Origin of the sequence: Burkholderia sp. L27(2015), from assembly GCF_009765705.1 — a bacterium.
Taxonomy (GTDB): domain Bacteria; phylum Pseudomonadota; class Gammaproteobacteria; order Burkholderiales; family Burkholderiaceae; genus LMUX01.
In genome coordinates this window covers 1,619,558-1,637,759 of sequence record NZ_LMUX01000021.1, presented here as the reverse complement: position 1 = coordinate 1,637,759, position 18,202 = coordinate 1,619,558, and the positions used below count along the sequence as shown (strand labels likewise).

Here is an 18,202-nt window from a genome sequence, read left to right as displayed (position 1 = left end):
TTTTTGAGAAATAATCACAGCACTGCGTAGCCATCGCAAACACTCAAACCTCTGGCAATTGCTGGACGTATTAACCAGATTATTCCCATTTCCGCGCGATTCCTCTTCACACTAGTTAATTTTCATGACCGACGAATGGCATCTTTTTATCTCACAAATTCATCTCCATTCCATCTCGAATAATATGTATTCCATATCAATTAAAAAAGGTATACGAGCACCAACAACCGCGTATAAAATCCGCAATCCATAACCAGCAACACTACGCGAACCACACCCATGCGGATCGACAAACCGCTTTGGCACGAGGGCCTCATCCTCAGCCAGCAGCATTTCCAGCAACAGGAACGATGGACGGATTTCGTCCATCGACAGTTCGCGTCAGCCGCGATCGCCGAACCATGGGGAACGCGCGAAATCGGGATAGACGAGGAGGCACTCGCAAATCGTCGCCTAAAACTCTCAAACCTGAAATTGCGCTTTCCCGATGGAACACTGGTAGATACATCGATCAGCGACGCACTGCCACCAGCACGCGATCTCACGCAAGGGCTACCGGCTGATCTGCAAACCATCGTCGTGCTGGCCGCGTTGCCTCTCGTGGACGCAACCGGCAGCAACTGCCGCTTCGATGAAACGACCCTCGCGCGTCCGCGGCGGACATACCGAGAATTTGTCAAGGTCACGGACCTGAACGGCGTCGGCGAATCAGAGATAGCCGCTGAACGTCGCGCGGTAAGGCTGCTGTTCGACTTCGAGCCACAAGCAGACGACACGGTGTGCGCAATCGCGCGTCTCACACGTGGCGCGGGCGGCCAGTTCCAGGTCGATCATCGCTATGTGCCTCCGTGTCTGACGCTGGCCGGCCACTCGCTGCACGTTGAACGGGTGACCCGGCTCGCCGACATCCTGCAGGCGAAAAGCATCGCGCTGGGCGTGCGTAAGAGCGAACGTATCGAAGAGGTCGCCGAATATGGCATCGCGGACGTCTCGCTGTTTTGGCTGCTGCACTCCATACACACGTACTGGCCACAACTACGGTTCTTCGCAACGCACCCGAGCCAGCCGCCCGAACGTCTCTATTCCACGCTCGCGCAGCTGACCAGTGTACTGATGACCTTCTCCACCAGTGCCCAGCTTACGGACATCCCGCCCTATGACCACGCGCGTGCCGACGAGATTTTCGCTAAGCTCGAGACGCTGATCCGCGATCTGCTTGACGCAATCATCCCGTCGCGTGTCGTACCCATCACCCTCACGCGCAAGAGTGTGACCACATGGACAGGTCAGTTCCTCGACGAACGGTTGCGTTCCAGCGCCGACTATTACCTGTCGGTCAGTGCCGCCCTCACGCCTTTCGAACTGGTCGAACAGGTGCCGAAGCTATGCAAGATGGGGGCTCCCGACGAAGTCGAGCAGTTGGTCAATTCCGCGCTCGCGGGCATTCCGCTCAAGGCGGTACAACGGGTGCCCGCAGCCATTCCGGTGCGCCTGGACAATCATTACTTCGCACTCGATGCAAGCGATCCGGCGTACGCAAGAATGCTGGCCGCCCATGCCTGCCAGATCTACCTGCCGGCGATGGTGCCGCAAGCCTCGCTCGAACTCTATGCGGTGCTGCGATCATGACACCTTTCATAGGCTACCAGCCAGGCGGCAATCGCCTCCCAAATACCAGCATTCGCGATCTGCTGCGCGACACAGCCCTGCTCGTGACAACGCTCTCACAGGGCAACGAAAATGCATCAGTGACAGTACTGCGCCAGCAGTGCCGTCAGCTTATGTCTGAATTTTCCGCAGCACTCGAACAACGCGGCGTGGCAGCAGACGTGCAAGAGGACGCGCTCTATGCGCAGTGCGGGCTGCTCGACGAGGCAGCGCTGCGAGCGCTGCCGACGGAGGACAAATCCCGGTGGGATAAGCACCCGCTGCAGGTCGAGCGCAATGGCCGCCATGACGCTGGTGAGCGTGTGTTCGAGCGTCTCACGTTACGCATGCGTGAGTCCTTGCCCAACGTAGATTTGCTCGAAACCTATGCCGCAATCCTCGGCCTCGGCTTCCTGGGTCGTTACGCGCGCGAAGGCGCGGAGCAGCGCACGTCGCTGATCGCTACACTCAACGCGGAGTTGGAAGAGTTGCGCCCCACCGCAACGCGCGGTTTCGTCATCGCGCGCAGCGGCCGGCGTCTGGCGGACTGGTTCTACCGGCTCTCGCCATGGGCAATCGCCGGACTCGGCTGTGTAGCCGCCGCGCTCGTGTACCTGATTTGGAATCAAGCGCTAACCCTGCAGCTCGCACATTTGGCAGCGTCCACGCCACGCATAGGAAATTGAGGGAAATATGCCTACAGGCCCTTCGCTCTACGACATGCTGCGCGGACATATTGATGGCGTACCGCTCGACGCTTACGACGACAAGACTCTCGAAATCCTCAGCGTCCAGCAAAACATCAAGTACATACTCAACGCCCGCGCCGGCTCGCTCAAGCACCTGCCCGACTACGGATTGCCCGACCTCACGAACATCTACCAAGCGCTACCTGCATCCATTCACTTGCTCAAACAGCAAATGGAAACCACGCTGCTCGCTTACGAACCGCGAATCCGGTCAATAGAAATCGATCTAGACGACGAGCCGGATCCGGGCCTGAAGATAAGCTACGTGATGATCTGCCATCTCAGGAAGGCTGGACTCGTGCGGTTCGGCACCTATTTCGAACCGCCGAGTCGCGTGCGCGTGGAGCGACGAGTTCAGGCCGATCGCGCTCATCCATAGCCGCCAACTGCGACACAGGCAGACGAGCCACTAAAGCCCATCTTTCAACTCACATCGTTTCAGGTTCAGCGTGTCATCGAGCAAACAGTCTGTCGCAGCAAGTCACATGTCAATGAACACTCACACCGCAGACCGCGTCATCCGCTCCAACATATCCAGATCGGTTTTCATCCCCGAGGTCTCACGTATGCGCATCAGGATCTCTCGCTTGAGTTCCGTGAATTCCGGCGACAACTTCATTTCCGGGTTGCGTTGTTGCGCCAAGGGCACCTCATAAATCGAATCGATACGCCCGGGCCTGGGCGCCATCAACACCACCCGATGCCCCAGATAGATCGCTTCCTCAACATCATGAGTGACAAACACAATAGTGGTCTTTTCCAACGCATGGACGTGCCGGATCAGATCGTGCATCACCTCGCGCGTCTGCGCATCCAGCGCACCGAACGGTTCATCCATCAGCAGAATCGCGGGCTTGCACAACAACGCGCGCGCGATCGCAACGCGTTGCTGCATGCCCCCCGAGAGCTGATTCGGATACGCATGCGCAACGCCAGTCAACCCCATCGACTGCAACAGCGCGTCCGCACGACCACTCGCCACCTCGACATCGCTGGAACTCAGATTCCGCTGATTGACCTTTAACCGCCGCGAAAACCGAATGTTCTGCATCACCGTCAGCCACGCGTACAGACTATAGTTCTGGAACACCATCGCTCGGTCCACGCCCGGCGCGCTGACCTCGCGGCCATCCACGCACACGGAGCCGCCATCGCTGGTCTCGAGTCCACCCAGAATACGCAATAGCGTCGACTTGCCGCATCCGGAAGCGCCCACCAAGGTGACAAATTCGTTGGCCTGCACTTCGAGGTTGATATCTGCAAGCGCCTGCACTTCGCGCGCACCCTCGCCAAAGTATTTGCACAGTCCGGCGACCTGAATTTTATGTAGAGAATCGCTCATCGTTTTGCCAACCATTGCCCGAAGCAGATGCGGTGCAGCAAGCGAAACATCTGATCGATCATGAGCCCGATCAGGCCGATCAACAAAATGCCCGCGAAAATCTTGTCCGTTTGCAAATACCGTTGCGCTTTCAAGATCGAATAGCCTAGCCCGCTATTGGCCGCGACCAACTCTGCCACCACGAGATAGGTCCACGCCCAACCCATGGTGATGCGTAGCGTATCAAGCACCGCCGGTTTAGCGCATGGAAAAATCACCAGCCGCACCAGCTCTTCGCGCGATGCGCCCATGGTCTGCGCCGCTTCGATCTGGGCCATCGGCACAAAGCGCACGTTCTCCGCGACCATCAAAACCATCTGGAAAAACGTGCCGATGAAAATAATGGCGATCTTCGCGCTCTCATCGATTCCAATCCACAGCATCACCAACGGGATAAATGCCACCGCCGGCATGTAGCGGATGAAATCCGTCAGCGGTTCCAGCATCGCTCGCACCGGGGCGAACGTGCCGATCAGCAAACCCAGCGGCACGGCAAATAGCGCAGAGAGAGCCCACCCGGCGCAAACCCGATAGACGCTGATGGCGATATCGCTAGACAGCCCATCGTCGCCCCACCATGTCGCGAGTCGATGCATCACATCGAGGGGGCCGGGCATAAAGACCCTGTCGACTATGCCGGAGGCGGCCAGCGCCCACCACGCGAGCAAGGGGATCAGCAAGCCGAGCAGCGCGAACAACAGATAGGTCGAACGGGGCATTTCGCCACGTACGCTCCACAGTGCGCGCTTCGCTCGCGCGGCGCGCGGTCGCGGCGGCTCTATCGCATGGCGTAAGTTGTGTTCGACGGTGGACATTACGGCTCCTCTACAGTCTTCGGCTAAGGTTCGGAGGGCGGCAGCGCGTCTAGCGCAGCGCCGGTGTGCGGGTCGAAAGCCGCTTGGCCTTCTCGCCACGGCAAGGTCGAGAGACTGACGATCCAGCGTGCGCCGTCGGGGCGGTACACCTCGCCCAGGGAAATTTCAAAATCGAGCCATGTGCGCGCGAGCTCGATGCTCACCGCCGGATCGCGCACCGCCTGCGCGAGGCTTCTGCCACGCTGCGCCACCAGCGCCGCCTGTGCGTCAGGCGAGCGCGTCCGCGCCAGCATGAAGCGGTTGCCGCAGCGTGCCACGAACACAGCAGGAGCCGCGTCGCCTGCGTCCTGCCACGCAGCGCCCGACGACAACAAGCCAGCCGCATATGCCTGTTGCGGTGAAAACCGTAGCGCCCACACGATGCCCGCCGAATTCGCCTCACGCTCCCAACGCTCGTGATACACCGCCTCGATTCCATCTTCCAGCACGATATTCGGTGTCTCGAATCGCATGGCGCCGATGTCCTTCGCCTCGCTGGGCACGCTGTAATCAATCTGCCGGTGCCACGTGCACGACTCGGAAGTCATGCCGGGACCACCCTCCACCACCGTGATCCCGGCAAAGCCCATCTGTTCGCCCAGCCCCGCCAGCTCGTCGCGAGTGAGCTCGTCGAGACTGCCCGCGCCGACATACGATGAACGGCTGGCCGGCACGCGTATGTCGATATGCAAGCGCGCCGTCTGCATCCAGAACACGCGCGTGTCCTCGTCGCGGCTGCCATCCCCGGAAACCAGCAAAGTACGTCGCCATAGGCCGCGATAAGCCGCAGGCACGGTTGTCGGAGCCCGGGACGCCGCCGTGCCCTGCTCCAGAGCAAGCTGCAGCAAGGCATCCGCCTGCGCCGCGGGCATGGAGCCTTCCGGCGCCGCGGGTATAGACCCGGCCTGCGCCGCTGACATGGCGCCACCCCGCGCTGACATGGCGCCGTCCGGCGAGATCATCAAGCTTGCCATGCCGGTCCCTCGCACAAGCGCCGCCAGAACGCCATATCGTGATTCGGCCAGATCGTCGCACCGGTTTCGTGACCCAGTGCCTTGAGCTTGCGGATGCTGGCGAGCGCAAGATCCTCGCGGTCGTTCCAGCAACTGCCGGGCGCGACTTCGTCTTCAAGGTTCTCGGTCAGGTCAGCCGCATCGCCGGCGAGTATCAGCGGTTTGCCTTTCGGCAATTCGATCCACAAGGACATGTGTCCCGCGGTATGTCCCGGCGTATTGATCGCTCGCACGCCGGGCGCCAAGTCATACTCATCGCGCTGCAGCCGCCAGCGGTAGTCGGCGGCGAAATCGTCCTGGAAATAAGCGCCGTCAGCCTGTGCACGCGCCGCCGCCAACTCGTCCTCATGCACGTGAATATCGCAACCGCACACGTCGCACAAACCACCGGCATGGTCGAAGTGGAGGTGGCCGACCATCACCACATCCACGTCGGCGGTACTCAAGCCCAGCCGCGCCAAGTGTCCAGGCAGACGCTGCTCCTCGGTCATCTGCGGCACCGGCATCGGGCTCGCAGCCGAGTTGTAATAGCGCTCGCGCAAGGCCGGGTCGCTTATCTTGCGATAGTCGCAGCCGACGTCGTACAAAATGCGGCCGTTACGCGTCTCGATCAAATACGCGAGTATCGGTGCATCGATCTCCGTGCCCGCCCCGCGATTGCGCGTGGAGATCGACTTGTCGTAGCGGTGTGTGGCCGTCAGCAAAGGCCACATTCTCAGGACCTGGGTCATGCACTTCTTCCTCCTGGTTGGGATGCCCTAGACGGCGGTCAGGAACGACACGCCCACCGCGCCATAGAAGTCGTCCGCATGCTTTTGCGAAATGTCCATCACACCGTAATCGCTCGACAAGATGCGCGTCACACGATGCCGGTGAAAGCTCGTCAACAAACGCGACATCGGAATCACCTGACTGTCGTCGCTGCCGTAAAGTTTGACGTGCGCAGCGGGCAACCGATACCACGGCTCGATCGGCCGGTCGTGATGCGCGTTGTGATACGGAAAGTTCAACAGCAGCAAGTTTAGCCAAGGCAAGCGCACCGAGACCAGATTGGAATACGTGTTGCGCTGCTCGTAGGCATGGTCACGCACCTTGTCGTTCGGGATTGGCGCGCCGTCCTCAAGCACCGCGTAGGCATCGTAGGTATGTTGATAGGCATCGGTGAAACGCAGCACGCTCACGCAGATCAACCACGCCAGCAAATAAAGCGCCACCGCTTTGAGCGAAATCCAGGCAAGGAGCGCGAACAGCACCGCACGCACCACAAGAACCGTCACGATGCGCCGCCGCTGCGCACGCCGCGCCGCCGATTGAAACGGCGCAGCGATCACGTAGCCATGCATGATCAATTCGACCGCGGGAAAATACGCCCACTCGAGCGCCAAGACCGCGTTACGCACCCAACGCGGCAAATGCAGCAGGAAGGCCTTGGCATCGAAAGTCAGCACGTCGGCGCGATCGACATGATGACGCATATGCTTGCGCCTGAGATCGCCGAACGGCGCGTAGCAACTGCCGTTCAACCAGGTCAGCCAGGTGCCTAGCCGGGCGTTGGCTGCCGCGCCGTGGAACATCGTGCCGTGCGCTGCCTCGTGCAGAAAATACGCACCGATGATCAGGGCATGCGCGAGCAGCAGTGTGCCCAGCACCGCCGCCCACCAGGGCTGCATGAGCAACAGCCCGATGCCGGCGGCGAAACCCCCGAACGCATACGCCAACCCTAGCGTGTTCGGCAGCAAACCATCGCGATATCGATAGAGCGTCGGCATGACGTTCACTTGGCAAGCTGGGCGACGAACTGCGCGTCGATGGTGGTCTCGACTGCAGGCACGGTGCTAATTTGCCCTTTCTTCTGCAGTAAGGAACCGATCACAGCGCCGCTGGTGTAGTACGACTTCGTGCTCGGGCCTTTGACGAAACTCTGTGGCATCTCCTTGGGCGGGATGTTGTAGACCCCTTCAAGTTGCGCCTTCACGTCGTCGGCCGACACGCCGAGCGCCTTGCCGATGATCTGATCGGCTTCTTTCGGATGGCTCTTCATATAGGCCAGGCCATCTTCGTACGCTTGCAGAATCGCCTTCACCTGCGCCGGATGTGCATCGATGAACGGTTGGTCAAAAACCAGCACGTCGGCGATCAGGCCCGGTGCGTTGTGCGACGAATAGACCACATGGTACTTGCCCTTCTTCGCGGCGAGGATCTGCGAAACGTTGGGCTCATAGGTCACGCCGATCGGCAAACTGCCGGACACCATGGCCGCCGGAACCGCTTCGGGCGTCATGTTGACGGAGTCGATATCGTGGTCGCTCATGCCGTTGGTTTGCAACGCATAAGCGAGCAAGAAGTCGGAGGGCGACAGCGGGTTATACGCCACTTTCTTGCCCTTGAAGTCGGTCACCTTCTTGATGTCCGAGCTGGCGACGATGGCGTCGGCGCCATCCGAGAAGTCGATCGGCATCACCACCTTTTGCTGCAGACCTTTCGCGTCCGAACCGATCACCTGATCGTAGGTCAGCATCGCACCGTCGAGCGCGTGGCTTTCTATCGCGGCCGGCAGCAAGCCGGGATCGGTGAAGAACTGCAACTGCACCGATACGCCATATTTCTTATACATGTCGAGCGCCTGCGCAACATAGAACGGGCCGTAGCCTATCCACACGACAGTGCCAATCTTGAGGGGCGTGGCGGCCGCTGAGGTGGCCGCGGGAGTGGCCGTGCCAGCGGCTGATGCAACCGGCGTGCTTAACCACGTTGCGGCCAGCAAGCCGGATGCGACGGTCAGTGCGGAGAATGCGGACAGAGTCTTCTTGAACTTGAACGACATGCGTAGGCTCCTGAAAGGGAAAAAGGTCGCGGGAGAGCGCACTATGCGCATCTCCCGGGCTTTTATCCCTCCGTGGAGCCCCGTTTTTGAAGCGGAGCCGGACTGCTCTCGGACCAGCATTCGCGACGTCTTGTGCGAACCGGAACCCTAGCTTTCCTATCAGTTATTGAGCTCGACGCTCATCCGTTGACGCTAGCCATTGAGCATGAAGCGTGCCAGAGCACGCCGCTCTCGCGACGAACTTCATGACAGCCGCGCTACTCCGTGGTCTTGCGCGCTTGCCTGGAAACGCACGACGATTTGTGAGTCATGACGGACAACTCTGGCTAGTCGCGCCGGGCACGCGATCGGGCATCCCGGCCCATTTCCGGTGCAGCGAATGGCACACGAGCGGGCATGTTCGGTCGCGCCGCAGGTTGCGATGTCGCGCCAAGCGCAGGCCGGACGCGAAAAGCAAGCCCGTGTGATACTGGACGGACACAGAAGCGGAGATCGCCGCGAAAATTCGACCAGGAAAACCTATGCCATACGTGTTAGATAGACAGAGTAGATTGATCCGCGCTGCAATCGGCAGCGCATTTCTGCTGGCGTCCTACGCCGCAATCGCGCAGACCACCGCGCCGCCCACGCTGCAACCTGCCGATGCGCAGCATGTGATTGTTTCCCTGACCGCATCCGGTGTGCAGGTCTATGTGTGCAAGCGCGATCCGAAAAATCAATTGACGTGGACGCTCAAGGCGCCCCAAGCGGATCTGTACGATGCATCCGGCAAGCGAGTCGTGAAGCATTACGCCGGCCCGAGCTGGGAAGCATCCGACGGCAGCAAGCTGACCGGCAAGGTCCTGCAGCAGGCAGCCAATACGAGCGAGCCCGGCAGCATTGCGCTGTTGCTGTTGCAGGCGACGAATGCCGGGGGACCAGGACTCCTCGCTCCGGCGCGCTACGTGCAGAGATTGAACACGCGCGGCGGCGTTGCGCCTACCGTACCTTGCACGCAAGAAGGACAGGAAGGCAGCAGCCCCTATCTTGCCGATTACGTATTCCTCGACTAGCGGCGAGCCGCAGCGTATCCGGTCCGCGGCTTTCTAATAAGGAAACCGCGGAGGAAACCACGAATGAAACCGCGGACGAGCAAACCTTCCAGAACGTCGCTCACCTCAATGCTTGTTTGAGTTTCAACGCCAGTTGCATCGCATCCTTCTCATCGATGACATTGGCAAAACCCATCAACAATCCCTGTCGCGGCTTGGCATTGATGTACCACCGTGATAAAGAATGCACGGCCAAACCGGCAGCCCGCGCAAGGGCCCCCAGCGCGATATCGTCTTCGTGATCGGCCAGCTTCGCCAGTATGTGCAAGCCGCCCGGCTGCAAATCGATCCGTATGCGGTCGCCGAGCACTTCCTGGAAAACGCGCGACGTTACCGCACGACGTTCCGCGTACAACAGACGCATCTTCTTCAAATGCCTTGAGAAATGACCCTCGGAGATAAAGTCGGCAATGCCAGCCTGAAACAGGTACGGGCAACCTGCGTTCAGGTTGTAGGAAGCCGCCTGAAAGCGCGCAACCGCGCTGACCGGTGCGACGACATAAGCCAACCTCAACCCCGGAAACATCGCCTTGCTGAAGGTGCCGCTATAAATCACGCGATCGTTGCGGTCCAGGCTTTTCAACGCCGCCAACGGCCGCCCCCGATAACGAAACTCACTATCGTAGTCGTCTTCGATAATCCAGCTACCGGCTTTGCTGGCCCATTCCAAAAGCGCCATCCGACGTTCCAACGATAACGTCACGCCCAGCGGACTTTGATGCGACGGCGTAACCATCGCGAATTTCGCATGCGGACTGAGTCGTTTGCCGGCTTCCACCATCAATCCATTTTCATCGACCGGCACCGGCACCATCTTGACTGCGGCATTCTGCAGAAACAAGCGAGCAAAAATATAACCCGGGTCTTCAAACCAGAACGCATCGCCGGCCGTGGAAAGACTGCTTAACGTCAGTTCCAGCGAGTTGCGCAAGCCGGTCGTGATGAACACCTGTTCCGGCAGACATATCACGCCACGCGACACGCCCAGATAAGTCGCAACCCTTGCACGCAAGCTGTCGTAACCGGCAGGGTCCGGATAGGCCAGCCGCGCCGGTTCGCTGCCGCGCAGGCGATGCCCGACGAGCCGGTTCCACACTTTGCGCGGAAATGCGTCGAGCGCCGGCAAACCCATTTGCAGCGGCTTCGGTGCCTGACCGTCGTAATCGACGAGGGCCGCATCCGCTCGTCCGGCCACGATCACGCGCGGCTTGAGGGCCGCCGGCCGCGGCAACGACGGCGAGACCACGGTGCCGGCCGCACCCCTGACCTGCAGATATCCCTCGTCCGTCAGGATGCGATAAGCCATTTCCACCGTACCGCGCGCGAGATTCAGCTCGGTCGCCAGCGCCCGTACGGCCGGCACGCGATCGCCCGCACGCAGGTTGCCCTGCTCGATTGCCGTTTTGAAACGCTGGCATATCTGCAGGTACATCGGCAATTCCAGGGCGCGATCGACGCGCAGATCCAGCTCAGGTTTGGCTGCTTTCATGGCCTAGTCATTTTGTCATTTCTTGGCTCTTCTAACACGGCCATGATTTTCGCATACTACACCTCAAGCAAACGCAACTTGTTCACTTCGATCTACCTGACCCAGGAGCTTCAAATGCAAACTCGCCTCGACTTCGCAAACGCCGACAAAGACGCCATCAAGGCACTGATGGGCGTGGAAAGCCAAATCAACAAGGGCACGCTGGACATCCTGCTTAAGGAATTGGTCCGCTTGCGCGCATCGCAAATCAACGGCTGTGCATTCTGCCTCGACATGCACGTGACCGACGCCCGCAAAGCCGGCGAATCGGAACGCCGCTTGGCTACCACCGCTGCATGGCGCGAAACCCCGTTCTTCAGCGATCGCGAGCGCGCCGCATTGGAATGGACCGAAGCGCTGACGCTGGTCTCGCAAAGCCACGTGCCGGATGCCGTGTGGACCGCGGTTCGCCCACATTTCACCGATGCCGAATTGATGGAGCTGACACTACTGATTACGTCGATCAACAGTTGGAATCGCTTTGCCATCGCGTTCCGCAAGATGCCGGAGTAAGGGCTGGTTGCCCTGGTCGCCACTCACTTCATGGAGAAAAGCATGCGGTCTCAATTGGAAATAAAACATATCGAAAGCGACGACGATCTGGAAGCGTCGTTCTCGGTGATGAAGGAATTGCGACCGCATCTGAGCGACCCCGCAACCTACGCGGCGCAGATCGCGCGGCAACGCGCTCAGGGGTATCGCTTGCTTGCGGCGTGGCACGATGGCGCAATCGTTGGACTTGCCGGCTATCGGTTGCAGGACAATTTGATCTACGGCCGCTTCATTTACGTCGACGATCTGGTGGTAACGGCTTCGTTGCATCGCGGCGGGTTTGGTGAACGTCTGTTGCAAGCGGCACGGCAACGCGCGGTCGCGCTGCACTGCCAACATTTTGTGCTCGATACCGGCTTGCATATGGCGCTGGCGCAACGCTTTTACTTCCGGCAGGGGCTGCTTGCAAAGGGCATGCATTTCGTCGAAACGCTTACCCAGGAATCAGCGACATGACGCGCATTTTGCTATTGAACAGTGGCCCGCACAGCGACATGAGCCATGGTTATCACCTTGCAATGGAAGCGATTGCTGCAGCGGGTATCGATCGCGTACAGATCACCGAACGCGATCTGGTGAAGTCGCCCATTCCACCCATCGGCCGCGATTATGCGCTGGCCGTCACTTCGCAAGCGGCACGCGATGCGCAAGCATTCGAATGGTCGGAACGCTTGATCGTCGAACTGGAACAACACGATATGTTGTTCATCGTTACACCGATGCACAACTTCACCGTACCCGCCGCGCTCAAACTGTGGATCGATCATGTGATCCGCATCGAGCGCACGTTTCACGCGACACCGCACGGCAAGGTCGGGCTACTGAAAGACCGCGCGACCTTTGTTCTGGTCAGCTCTGGCGGCTTTCATGCGGGAGAACACGCGAATCAGGTCGATTTCCTGACACCGTACTTGCGCTATGCGCTCGCATCCATCGGCATCAAGGATGTACATTTTTTCCCGCTGCAAGGGCTGGTTTTCGGTCCGGGAGCTGTGGCACGAGCAGTGCGGGAAGCACATCGACAATTGTCCGAGAAGCTGTCGTTGGCGGTTGCGTGCCCATCGGCAATAGCCTCGTGAGGCAGGCTGCGCTACCTATAAGCATAGCGTGGCACGGTGCGAGAACGAGTAGCACAATGCTTATTCGCCGCGTGTGCCCTGTGCGCGTCACCCCGTTCTTTGCGCTCGTGCTGGTAAATCCTGCAGTACGCCCAGAAATGCCCTGACCTTGGCACTCAGCAGACGGCGCGAGTTATAGAGCGCCCAGATCTCCACGGGCGCACCCTGCTCTGTGCCCCAGCGAACGAGTCGCCCCGCCGCAACATCCTGCTCCACGAGTAATCTGGGCAACAACGCCGCGCCTACGCCGGTCAGAACGGCCTCGCGCACCATCAACAGCGACGACAGTCGTAGCACCGGCACGGGCTTGAGTACTCGCACGTCACCCGATTCTGTCCGTATGTGCCAGGTCGCTCCTGACGGTGTCGCCGTCGACAAGACGGCCGGCACGGACAACTCGGCTGTGCCGCGTGCTGGCGTCGAAGGTATCGACACGGTGGGCGTGGCGACCACCAGCCGCTCGTCGGCAAGTATGCGTCGCCCCACTAGCAGTTCGTCGCGCGGTGGATCGATGCGGATAACGAGATCGTAGCCGTCGTCCACGGGATCTACGACACGGTCTTCCGCAACGACCTCGAGTTCGACTTGCGGGAAAGCCAAAGCAAAGCGCGCGGCAATCTGGCACAACACGACGTGTGCAAACACAATGGGCGCACTGATACGCAACCGCCCCCGCGCGATGGGCGCACGTGACGCCACCGCCTCCCCGGCTTCCTGAAGCTCTGCCATGAGCCCTCGCGTGCGCTCATGGAGTACAAGGCCATCTTCGGTCAGACGCATCCGCCGTGCTCCCCGCTCGATCAGCCTCACGCCAAGCTCTTCCTCCAGTTCGGCCACGCGTCGTGACAGGGTGGCCTTCGGTCGGTCGAGTGCGCGACCGGCGGGTCCGAAACCGCCATACAACGCCACTGCATTGAAATCGGCCAGAGCCGTTAAATCCATAATCGTTCCATATATGAGACGGATCATCGCGATTGTATATCTATCGCTGCTTCGATGGAACGAATATTCTGTCTCTAACGGCCTGCTTCGGCCCTCCCATTAGAGAGAAAATCATGACTATCCTTGTAACCGGCAGTACTGGCGTTGTAGGTAATCAAGTTCTTGAACATTTGAAAGGCAGCGGTGCCGAGGTGCATGCACTCACGCGCACACCTGAAAAAGCCCGCCTCCCTGACGGCATCACCGCAATCAAAGGTGACCTGTCCGACGTGGACTCGATGCGGCACGCGATGAAAGGAGTCAGCACGTTGTTCCTGCTGGTACCGGGTGTCGCAGACGAACTGACTCAAGCGTTACAGACACTGAGCGTGGCGCGAGAGTCGCTTGTAAAAGGCGTGGTGTATCTGTCGGTTTTCAAGGGCGCCGAGTATGTCGACGTGCCTCACTTTACCGGTAAGCATGCGGTCGAGCGCATGATCGAGCACTGCGACATACCAGCGACGGTGCTGCGTCCCGCCTATTTCATTCAGAACGATCTCCGGCAGAAAGAGCCGCTGCTGATGCATGGCATATATGGGATGCCGATCGGGGGTAAAGGCATTTCCATGGTCGATGTCCGCGATATCGGCGAGGCCGCGGCACAAGAGCTCCTGCGGCGCGAACGTGCCGCCGACCCGTTGCCGCGAGCAACGTACGAACTTGTCGGTCCGGACGCACTCACCGCGCAGACCATCGTGCGGATCTGGGCTGAGGCGCTGGGGCGTCCGATCCGTTATGGTGGTAATGATCTCGATACCCTCGAGCAACGTCTTAAGTCAGTCGCACCTGCTTGGCAGGCCTACGACATACGCCTGATGATGAGCCGGTATCAGCAGGACGGCGCAGTGGCGTCGACCGCGCAGATCGAGCACTTATCGACACTGCTCGGGCGACCGCCAAGGTCATATCGTGATTTTGCGCTCGCTAGCGCCGTGGCTTGGGCGAAGGGCTGATGCATTTGGATCGCTCTTAAAACTGCTGTCGAACGGCTTTGATATGATGCCGCATTGGAAAAATGCGGTGTCAGTCGGAGTTGAATGAAATGTCACAAAAAAGCGAAGGCTCCAATTCCCCTCGCCGTAAGAATGTAACGATCGCCCGCATCAAGATTATTGCGTATTCACTGCTCCTTGTCGTCATGGTGGTTTTTATCATTGCGATTTTGATCCAGTTTGTTTAACCATAGATTTGGCGGCTTAAGCCGGGCGTAATGGCGCGCTACCAACGGATTCCAGCACGATAGCGGCGAGCCGGTCGACCAGTGGCGTTGCATTGATACTGGTGAACGCCATGCGCACATGCTGACCGACCGCTGGGGTGACCGCCCTGTGCTGCTCACCGGCCTTCTCAGCACTGCGACTGTGCTTGCGGGGATGGCGTGGTTTGTCGCGCCGTCCACGGCGGGCGTGTTTTTTATCGCGCAGGCCCATGCATCAGTGCCTCCGGCGATTGTCAAAGTGGCCGGCTGCGCAGGTGTCGGCGCGATCTATTTTCTTGTCTCCGCGCTGTGGCTATCGGCCGGCCCACTGCGGCGCAAGTTTGCATCGACGCATTAAATAACCGGACTACCGCCGCTGTCTTTTCGCATGAACGGCCGGCGTGATTGACGATCCGATGTTGACGACCCGAATAGGAAAGGAGTTTGCTTACGATCAGATCGAACGGGCCATGGCCTACGGTTCGCTCGAAGGTGCCAAGGCTGTCCTAGTGGCGTAAATGTCGCTTGGAGTTGGGCAACCCAGCAGTCCCTCGGCTAGGGAGGATCAGAACAACTGGCGTACGCGCACTGTGCCCGTCTGCGAGACGAAACCGGATGCTGCCTGCAGTTCGTAGCGCACCGACAGGCTCAGGTTGTTCGCCTTTAGCAGCGTCACGCCCAGCGACACGTCCGCCAGATCCGATACCGGCGTCGCGCCCACCGTCGTGAATGCCGTTTGACCTGTCGGGTCCCCCGCAAAACTTGCCCCCGTCGCCTGCGCCGTGTGGTCGTACTCGTGGATCCACTGCACTTGCAGGTCCGGCTCGATCTCGCCGTAGTGGCTGGCGAAGGCCTTCTCCAGCTTCGCGCCGAGAGCGCTCTTCACCGAGTTCGCATGCGTGGCACCCACCGACAGTGCCGCGCCGTTGCCGCCGCTCTCGGTATAGCTGCCTTGGTCCTGGTAACTGTAGGTCAGGCTCGCCAGCGGTGTAAGCGTGACCCCGCCCAGCGCCAGCGGATAGCCCGCCTCGGCGCGCGCCACATACTGCTGACCGCTGAAGTGGCCGCCCGCCGTGCCCGAGAAGCCCTGGAAGTTGACCGCACGCGTGGTGTCGTACTGCTGCTGCACCACGCCGCCCGAGAGGTTCACATACCACGGACTGCCGGTATAGCTCGCATAGCCAATCAGGCCGTAGCCGTTGATGGTGGTGGTGTCGCCTATGGTGTCGCCGGTATTGTTGACTGACGTGTTGCTGTAGCTAAACACGCCGCCGGTACGCCAGTTGTCGTTGATCGCGTGATCTACGCCCAGCAGCAGGCCGCCGTAGTTGGCGTTGTAGCCGTCTACCTGGTCGCGCTCGTTCTGGCTGGCATGACCACCGAAGGCCTGGCCCCACACGCCCCATTGCGCCGGGCCTTCGCCGGTTGCCACCCCGGTATCGCCATTCGCCTGTGCCAAGCGCAAGCCGTCAACGTGCGCGCTCACCACGCTTATGGTATCGAATGTCGGCGCAGCGGCCGCCGTGCCGGATTGGGTCGGAGGAGCGAGTTGCTTGCCGATCCGGTTGGCCGTCGCAGCGGAACCCTGGCTTAACGAACCCAGCGCTGCGTTGCGCAGATTCAGCAACGCGGGATCACTGATACCGGTGTAGCTCAGCAGGCCATTGAGCGACGCAACGGCGTTCGGTGCAGTCGCGATCAATGCAGGGTTCGGAGTCGAGGCTGAAGCCGGTGGAGTTGACGGGGGCGGCGTAGTCGAATCCAGAGTTGCACTGAGCACATTCAGCACCAGATCGCTGTTGCTGCCGTTAGCCACAGTCGAGCCTGTCACGCTCGACGTATAGCCGTTGATCGAATAGTTCAGGCTGCCAGGGTTGTAGACCGCGGTACCCGCCGTATCCACCACCACGTAACGCTGGCCTGCGGCGAACGCGAAACCGTTGGACTGCAGCGTCACTGACGAACCCGAAGCAATCATCGAGTTGCCGGTCACCACCAGTCGGCCGTAGCCGGTGTCCGTGATCGAGCCCAGCGTCGTCGCACCGCTGGCCACGCCGATCTGCAGGGTCGCGCCTGCCCCTTGGTTGTAGTTGCCCGTAATCGTCACCGGCCGGTTGACTTGGAGCACGGCGGTCCCGGTATTGCTCACCGCATTGCTGCCGACGTTGACGTTATCGTTCAAAAGCAGATTGCCGGAACCGAATGCGACATTCGAGCTGGTATTGGTGATCGTGCCGATGGTGCTGCCGCCGCCAAAGCCGGTCAGCGTACCGAAGATCGTGCCGGTGCCGCCGCTGATGCTCAGATCGTTGCTGGACAGGTTCGTGATATTGCCAGCAATCATGCCCGAATTCGTGATCAGGCCAATCGAGCCCGACGCGCCGTTGTAGAGCGCATTATCGGGGCCGCTGATGACACCGCTATTGATCAGCGTACCGATCGTGCCCGCAATGGCGTTTTTTATGCCTGTCTGCGCACCGTTGATCATGCCGCTGTTAGTGAGGGTGCCAATAGTACCGGGGACGGTGCTCTCGATGGCGCTATTATTGACGGCGACGTTGGCGCTAATGATGCCGCCGTTGTTGTTCAACACAGTGATCGTGCCGCCGTTGACAATGCCAACGCCAGTGCCGGGGCCTATGCTAATAGTGCCCCCGTTGTTGGTCAGCGTGCCGATACTGCCAAGGTTGAAGATCGCATTGTTCTGGAAGGAGTTAATGGTGCCGCTGTTCGTCAGCGTGCCAATGCTGCCTTGGTTAACAATGCCGTCGGACTGACCGCTGATCTGGCCGCTGTTGTTCACCGCGGTGATCGTGCTGCTATCATTTTCGAAACCAACAATGCCCGAGATAACGCCGCTGTTGGTCAGCGTGCCGACGCTGCCACAGGCAACCACGCCGTTCACGGCGGCCAAACCGCAGCCGGCAACGCCGCCGACAATGCTGCCGGAAATGGTTGAGGTAACGGACAGGTTACCGCTAGTCCAATCGTAGGTCCCCTGCGGGCTGCTGATGACTGTCGTCTGGGCCGTCGCCGCCTGCGCAATGACCGCCAGGGGCGCCGCCAAAGCAAGTGTTAGGGCGTTCTGTCTGAGACAATGATCGGCTTTCCGCTTCATGTTGTCGTTCCCCGTTCTTTTATTTGTTGACCGCGCTCTTTCGCGGTGCATGCACGATGATCAGTCGCGATTTTAATCGAGCGGGTTTATTGTCGTGTGTCGGTATCCAAACAGATTCCACCGTGATTTATGACAAAATATTTCACGT

Annotated in this window: 18 protein-coding genes, 1 pseudogene and 1 riboswitch; of the genes and pseudogenes, 10 read left to right on the top strand and 9 right to left on the bottom strand. The window is 59.8% G+C overall.

Going from position 1 to position 18,202, the window contains the following annotated elements; all coding sequences use genetic code 11:
* Positions 1-279 precede the first annotated feature (279 nt).
* Genes tssK through tssE form a run of 3 tightly spaced genes read left to right on the top strand, consistent with a single transcriptional unit; the run spans position 280 to position 2,775 of the window.
* Complete coding sequence (tssK, locus tag GSQ77_RS25705) at positions 280-1,629, top strand: type VI secretion system baseplate subunit TssK (RefSeq protein ID WP_158906111.1); 1,350 nt, start codon at positions 280-282, stop codon at positions 1,627-1,629.
* Positions 1,626-2,333 carry a DotU family type IV/VI secretion system protein gene (locus GSQ77_RS25700; protein ID WP_158906109.1) on the top strand — a complete coding sequence of 236 codons (708 nt, stop codon included), beginning with the start codon at positions 1,626-1,628 and terminating at the stop codon, positions 2,331-2,333. Before tssK ends, GSQ77_RS25700 begins: the two co-directional genes overlap by 4 nt.
* Before the next feature lie 7 nt (positions 2,334-2,340).
* Positions 2,341-2,775 carry a type VI secretion system baseplate subunit TssE gene (tssE, locus tag GSQ77_RS25695; RefSeq protein ID WP_158906107.1) on the top strand — a complete coding sequence of 145 codons (435 nt, stop codon included), beginning with the start codon at positions 2,341-2,343 and terminating at the stop codon, positions 2,773-2,775.
* 120 nt (positions 2,776-2,895) lie between these two features.
* Here the strand turns inward: tssE and GSQ77_RS25690 are convergent, their stop codons facing one another.
* From GSQ77_RS25690 to GSQ77_RS25665, 6 genes are read right to left on the bottom strand one after another with little or no spacing between them, the layout of a single operon-like run.
* Positions 2,896-3,738 carry an ABC transporter ATP-binding protein gene (locus GSQ77_RS25690; RefSeq protein ID WP_158906105.1) on the bottom strand — a complete coding sequence of 281 codons (843 nt, stop codon included), beginning with the start codon at positions 3,736-3,738 and terminating at the stop codon, positions 2,896-2,898.
* Positions 3,735-4,592 (bottom strand): ABC transporter permease, encoded by an 858-nt coding sequence (locus GSQ77_RS25685; protein ID WP_158906103.1) that lies wholly within the window; start codon positions 4,590-4,592, stop codon positions 3,735-3,737. Before GSQ77_RS25685 ends, GSQ77_RS25690 begins: the two co-directional genes overlap by 4 nt.
* Before the next feature lie 23 nt (positions 4,593-4,615).
* The gene (locus GSQ77_RS25680) at positions 4,616-5,605 is read right to left on the bottom strand and encodes a hypothetical protein (protein ID WP_158906101.1); all 990 of its coding nucleotides are present in this window, start codon (positions 5,603-5,605) and stop codon (positions 4,616-4,618) included.
* Complete coding sequence (locus GSQ77_RS25675; protein WP_158906099.1) at positions 5,593-6,375, bottom strand: N-acyl homoserine lactonase family protein; 783 nt, start codon at positions 6,373-6,375, stop codon at positions 5,593-5,595. Before GSQ77_RS25675 ends, GSQ77_RS25680 begins: the two co-directional genes overlap by 13 nt.
* Positions 6,376-6,402: 27 nt before the next feature.
* On the bottom strand, positions 6,403-7,413 hold the full coding sequence (locus tag GSQ77_RS25670) for a fatty acid desaturase (RefSeq protein WP_216854942.1): 1,011 nt from the start codon (positions 7,411-7,413) through the stop codon (positions 6,403-6,405).
* Positions 7,414-7,418: 5 nt separating this feature from the next.
* A complete protein-coding gene (locus GSQ77_RS25665; protein WP_158906095.1) occupies positions 7,419-8,468 on the bottom strand; it encodes an ABC transporter substrate-binding protein in 1,050 nt (349 codons plus the stop codon).
* 49 nt (positions 8,469-8,517) lie between these two features.
* A riboswitch (guanidine-I (ykkC/yxkD leader) is annotated at positions 8,518-8,630 on the bottom strand.
* 359 nt (positions 8,631-8,989) lie between these two features.
* Between GSQ77_RS25665 and GSQ77_RS25660 the strand changes: the two genes are divergently transcribed.
* Positions 8,990-9,520, top strand: a complete 531-nt coding sequence (locus GSQ77_RS25660; protein ID WP_158906093.1) for a DUF3455 domain-containing protein — start codon at positions 8,990-8,992, stop codon at positions 9,518-9,520.
* Positions 9,521-9,620: 100 nt separating this feature from the next.
* On the opposite strand, the gene GSQ77_RS25655 is transcribed toward GSQ77_RS25660, so the two are convergent.
* On the bottom strand, positions 9,621-11,048 hold the full coding sequence (locus GSQ77_RS25655; protein ID WP_158906091.1) for a PLP-dependent aminotransferase family protein: 1,428 nt from the start codon (positions 11,046-11,048) through the stop codon (positions 9,621-9,623).
* Between the two features lie 114 nt (positions 11,049-11,162).
* Here GSQ77_RS25655 and GSQ77_RS25650 point away from each other — a divergent pair, with 114 nt between their 5' ends.
* The 3 genes from GSQ77_RS25650 to GSQ77_RS25640 are packed head-to-tail and all read left to right on the top strand — an operon-like array spanning position 11,163 to position 12,718.
* Positions 11,163-11,600 carry a carboxymuconolactone decarboxylase family protein gene (locus GSQ77_RS25650; RefSeq protein WP_158906089.1) on the top strand — a complete coding sequence of 146 codons (438 nt, stop codon included), beginning with the start codon at positions 11,163-11,165 and terminating at the stop codon, positions 11,598-11,600.
* 42 nt (positions 11,601-11,642) lie between these two features.
* Positions 11,643-12,095: a GNAT family N-acetyltransferase gene (locus tag GSQ77_RS25645; protein WP_158906087.1), complete on the top strand. Its 453-nt coding sequence runs from the start codon at positions 11,643-11,645 to the stop codon at positions 12,093-12,095.
* A complete protein-coding gene (locus GSQ77_RS25640; protein ID WP_158906085.1) occupies positions 12,092-12,718 on the top strand; it encodes an FMN-dependent NADH-azoreductase in 627 nt (208 codons plus the stop codon). Before GSQ77_RS25645 ends, GSQ77_RS25640 begins: the two co-directional genes overlap by 4 nt.
* Positions 12,719-12,805: 87 nt before the next feature.
* Here the strand turns inward: GSQ77_RS25640 and GSQ77_RS25635 are convergent, their stop codons facing one another.
* Positions 12,806-13,699: a LysR family transcriptional regulator gene (locus GSQ77_RS25635; RefSeq protein WP_158906083.1), complete on the bottom strand. Its 894-nt coding sequence runs from the start codon at positions 13,697-13,699 to the stop codon at positions 12,806-12,808.
* Between the two features lie 113 nt (positions 13,700-13,812).
* Between GSQ77_RS25635 and GSQ77_RS25630 the strand changes: the two genes are divergently transcribed.
* The 3 genes and pseudogenes from GSQ77_RS25630 to GSQ77_RS25620 form a co-directional block, all read left to right on the top strand.
* A complete protein-coding gene (locus GSQ77_RS25630; protein WP_158906081.1) occupies positions 13,813-14,691 on the top strand; it encodes an NmrA/HSCARG family protein in 879 nt (292 codons plus the stop codon).
* An 89-nt stretch (positions 14,692-14,780) separates the two neighbouring features.
* On the top strand, positions 14,781-14,918 hold the full coding sequence (locus GSQ77_RS25625) for a hypothetical protein (RefSeq protein WP_158906079.1): 138 nt from the start codon (positions 14,781-14,783) through the stop codon (positions 14,916-14,918).
* Between the two features lie 220 nt (positions 14,919-15,138).
* A pseudogene (locus tag GSQ77_RS25620) lies at positions 15,139-15,294 on the top strand (DUF308 domain-containing protein); the annotation flags it as partial.
* 207 nt (positions 15,295-15,501) lie between these two features.
* On the opposite strand, the gene GSQ77_RS25615 reads toward GSQ77_RS25620, so the two are convergent.
* Positions 15,502-18,054 carry an autotransporter domain-containing protein gene (locus tag GSQ77_RS25615; RefSeq protein ID WP_158906077.1) on the bottom strand — a complete coding sequence of 851 codons (2,553 nt, stop codon included), beginning with the start codon at positions 18,052-18,054 and terminating at the stop codon, positions 15,502-15,504.
* Positions 18,055-18,202 lie beyond the last annotated feature (148 nt).

Bases quoted from the DNA above. Each gene is read 5' to 3' on its own strand.
- GSQ77_RS25640 (WP_158906085.1), top strand. From the start codon at position 12,092: ATGACGCGCATTTTGCTATTGAACAGTGGCCCGCACAGCGACATGAGC.
- GSQ77_RS25630 (WP_158906081.1), top strand. From the start codon at position 13,813: ATGACTATCCTTGTAACCGGCAGTACTGGCGTTGTAGGTAATCAAGTT.
- GSQ77_RS25650 (WP_158906089.1), top strand. From the start codon at position 11,163: ATGCAAACTCGCCTCGACTTCGCAAACGCCGACAAAGACGCCATCAAG.
- GSQ77_RS25675 (WP_158906099.1), bottom strand. From the start codon at position 6,375: ATGACCCAGGTCCTGAGAATGTGGCCTTTGCTGACGGCCACACACCGC.
- GSQ77_RS25615 (WP_158906077.1), bottom strand. From the start codon at position 18,054: ATGAAGCGGAAAGCCGATCATTGTCTCAGACAGAACGCCCTAACACTT.
- GSQ77_RS25700 (WP_158906109.1), top strand. From the start codon at position 1,626: ATGACACCTTTCATAGGCTACCAGCCAGGCGGCAATCGCCTCCCAAAT.
- GSQ77_RS25655 (WP_158906091.1), bottom strand. From the start codon at position 11,048: ATGAAAGCAGCCAAACCTGAGCTGGATCTGCGCGTCGATCGCGCCCTG.
- tssK (WP_158906111.1), top strand. From the start codon at position 280: ATGCGGATCGACAAACCGCTTTGGCACGAGGGCCTCATCCTCAGCCAG.
- GSQ77_RS25665 (WP_158906095.1), bottom strand. From the start codon at position 8,468: ATGTCGTTCAAGTTCAAGAAGACTCTGTCCGCATTCTCCGCACTGACC.
- tssE (WP_158906107.1), top strand. From the start codon at position 2,341: ATGCCTACAGGCCCTTCGCTCTACGACATGCTGCGCGGACATATTGAT.
- GSQ77_RS25645 (WP_158906087.1), top strand. From the start codon at position 11,643: ATGCGGTCTCAATTGGAAATAAAACATATCGAAAGCGACGACGATCTG.
- GSQ77_RS25635 (WP_158906083.1), bottom strand. From the start codon at position 13,699: ATGGATTTAACGGCTCTGGCCGATTTCAATGCAGTGGCGTTGTATGGC.
- GSQ77_RS25685 (WP_158906103.1), bottom strand. From the start codon at position 4,592: ATGTCCACCGTCGAACACAACTTACGCCATGCGATAGAGCCGCCGCGA.
- GSQ77_RS25660 (WP_158906093.1), top strand. From the start codon at position 8,990: ATGCCATACGTGTTAGATAGACAGAGTAGATTGATCCGCGCTGCAATC.
- GSQ77_RS25625 (WP_158906079.1), top strand. From the start codon at position 14,781: ATGTCACAAAAAAGCGAAGGCTCCAATTCCCCTCGCCGTAAGAATGTA.
- GSQ77_RS25670 (WP_216854942.1), bottom strand. From the start codon at position 7,413: ATGCCGACGCTCTATCGATATCGCGATGGTTTGCTGCCGAACACGCTA.
- GSQ77_RS25680 (WP_158906101.1), bottom strand. From the start codon at position 5,605: ATGGCAAGCTTGATGATCTCGCCGGACGGCGCCATGTCAGCGCGGGGT.
- GSQ77_RS25690 (WP_158906105.1), bottom strand. From the start codon at position 3,738: ATGAGCGATTCTCTACATAAAATTCAGGTCGCCGGACTGTGCAAATAC.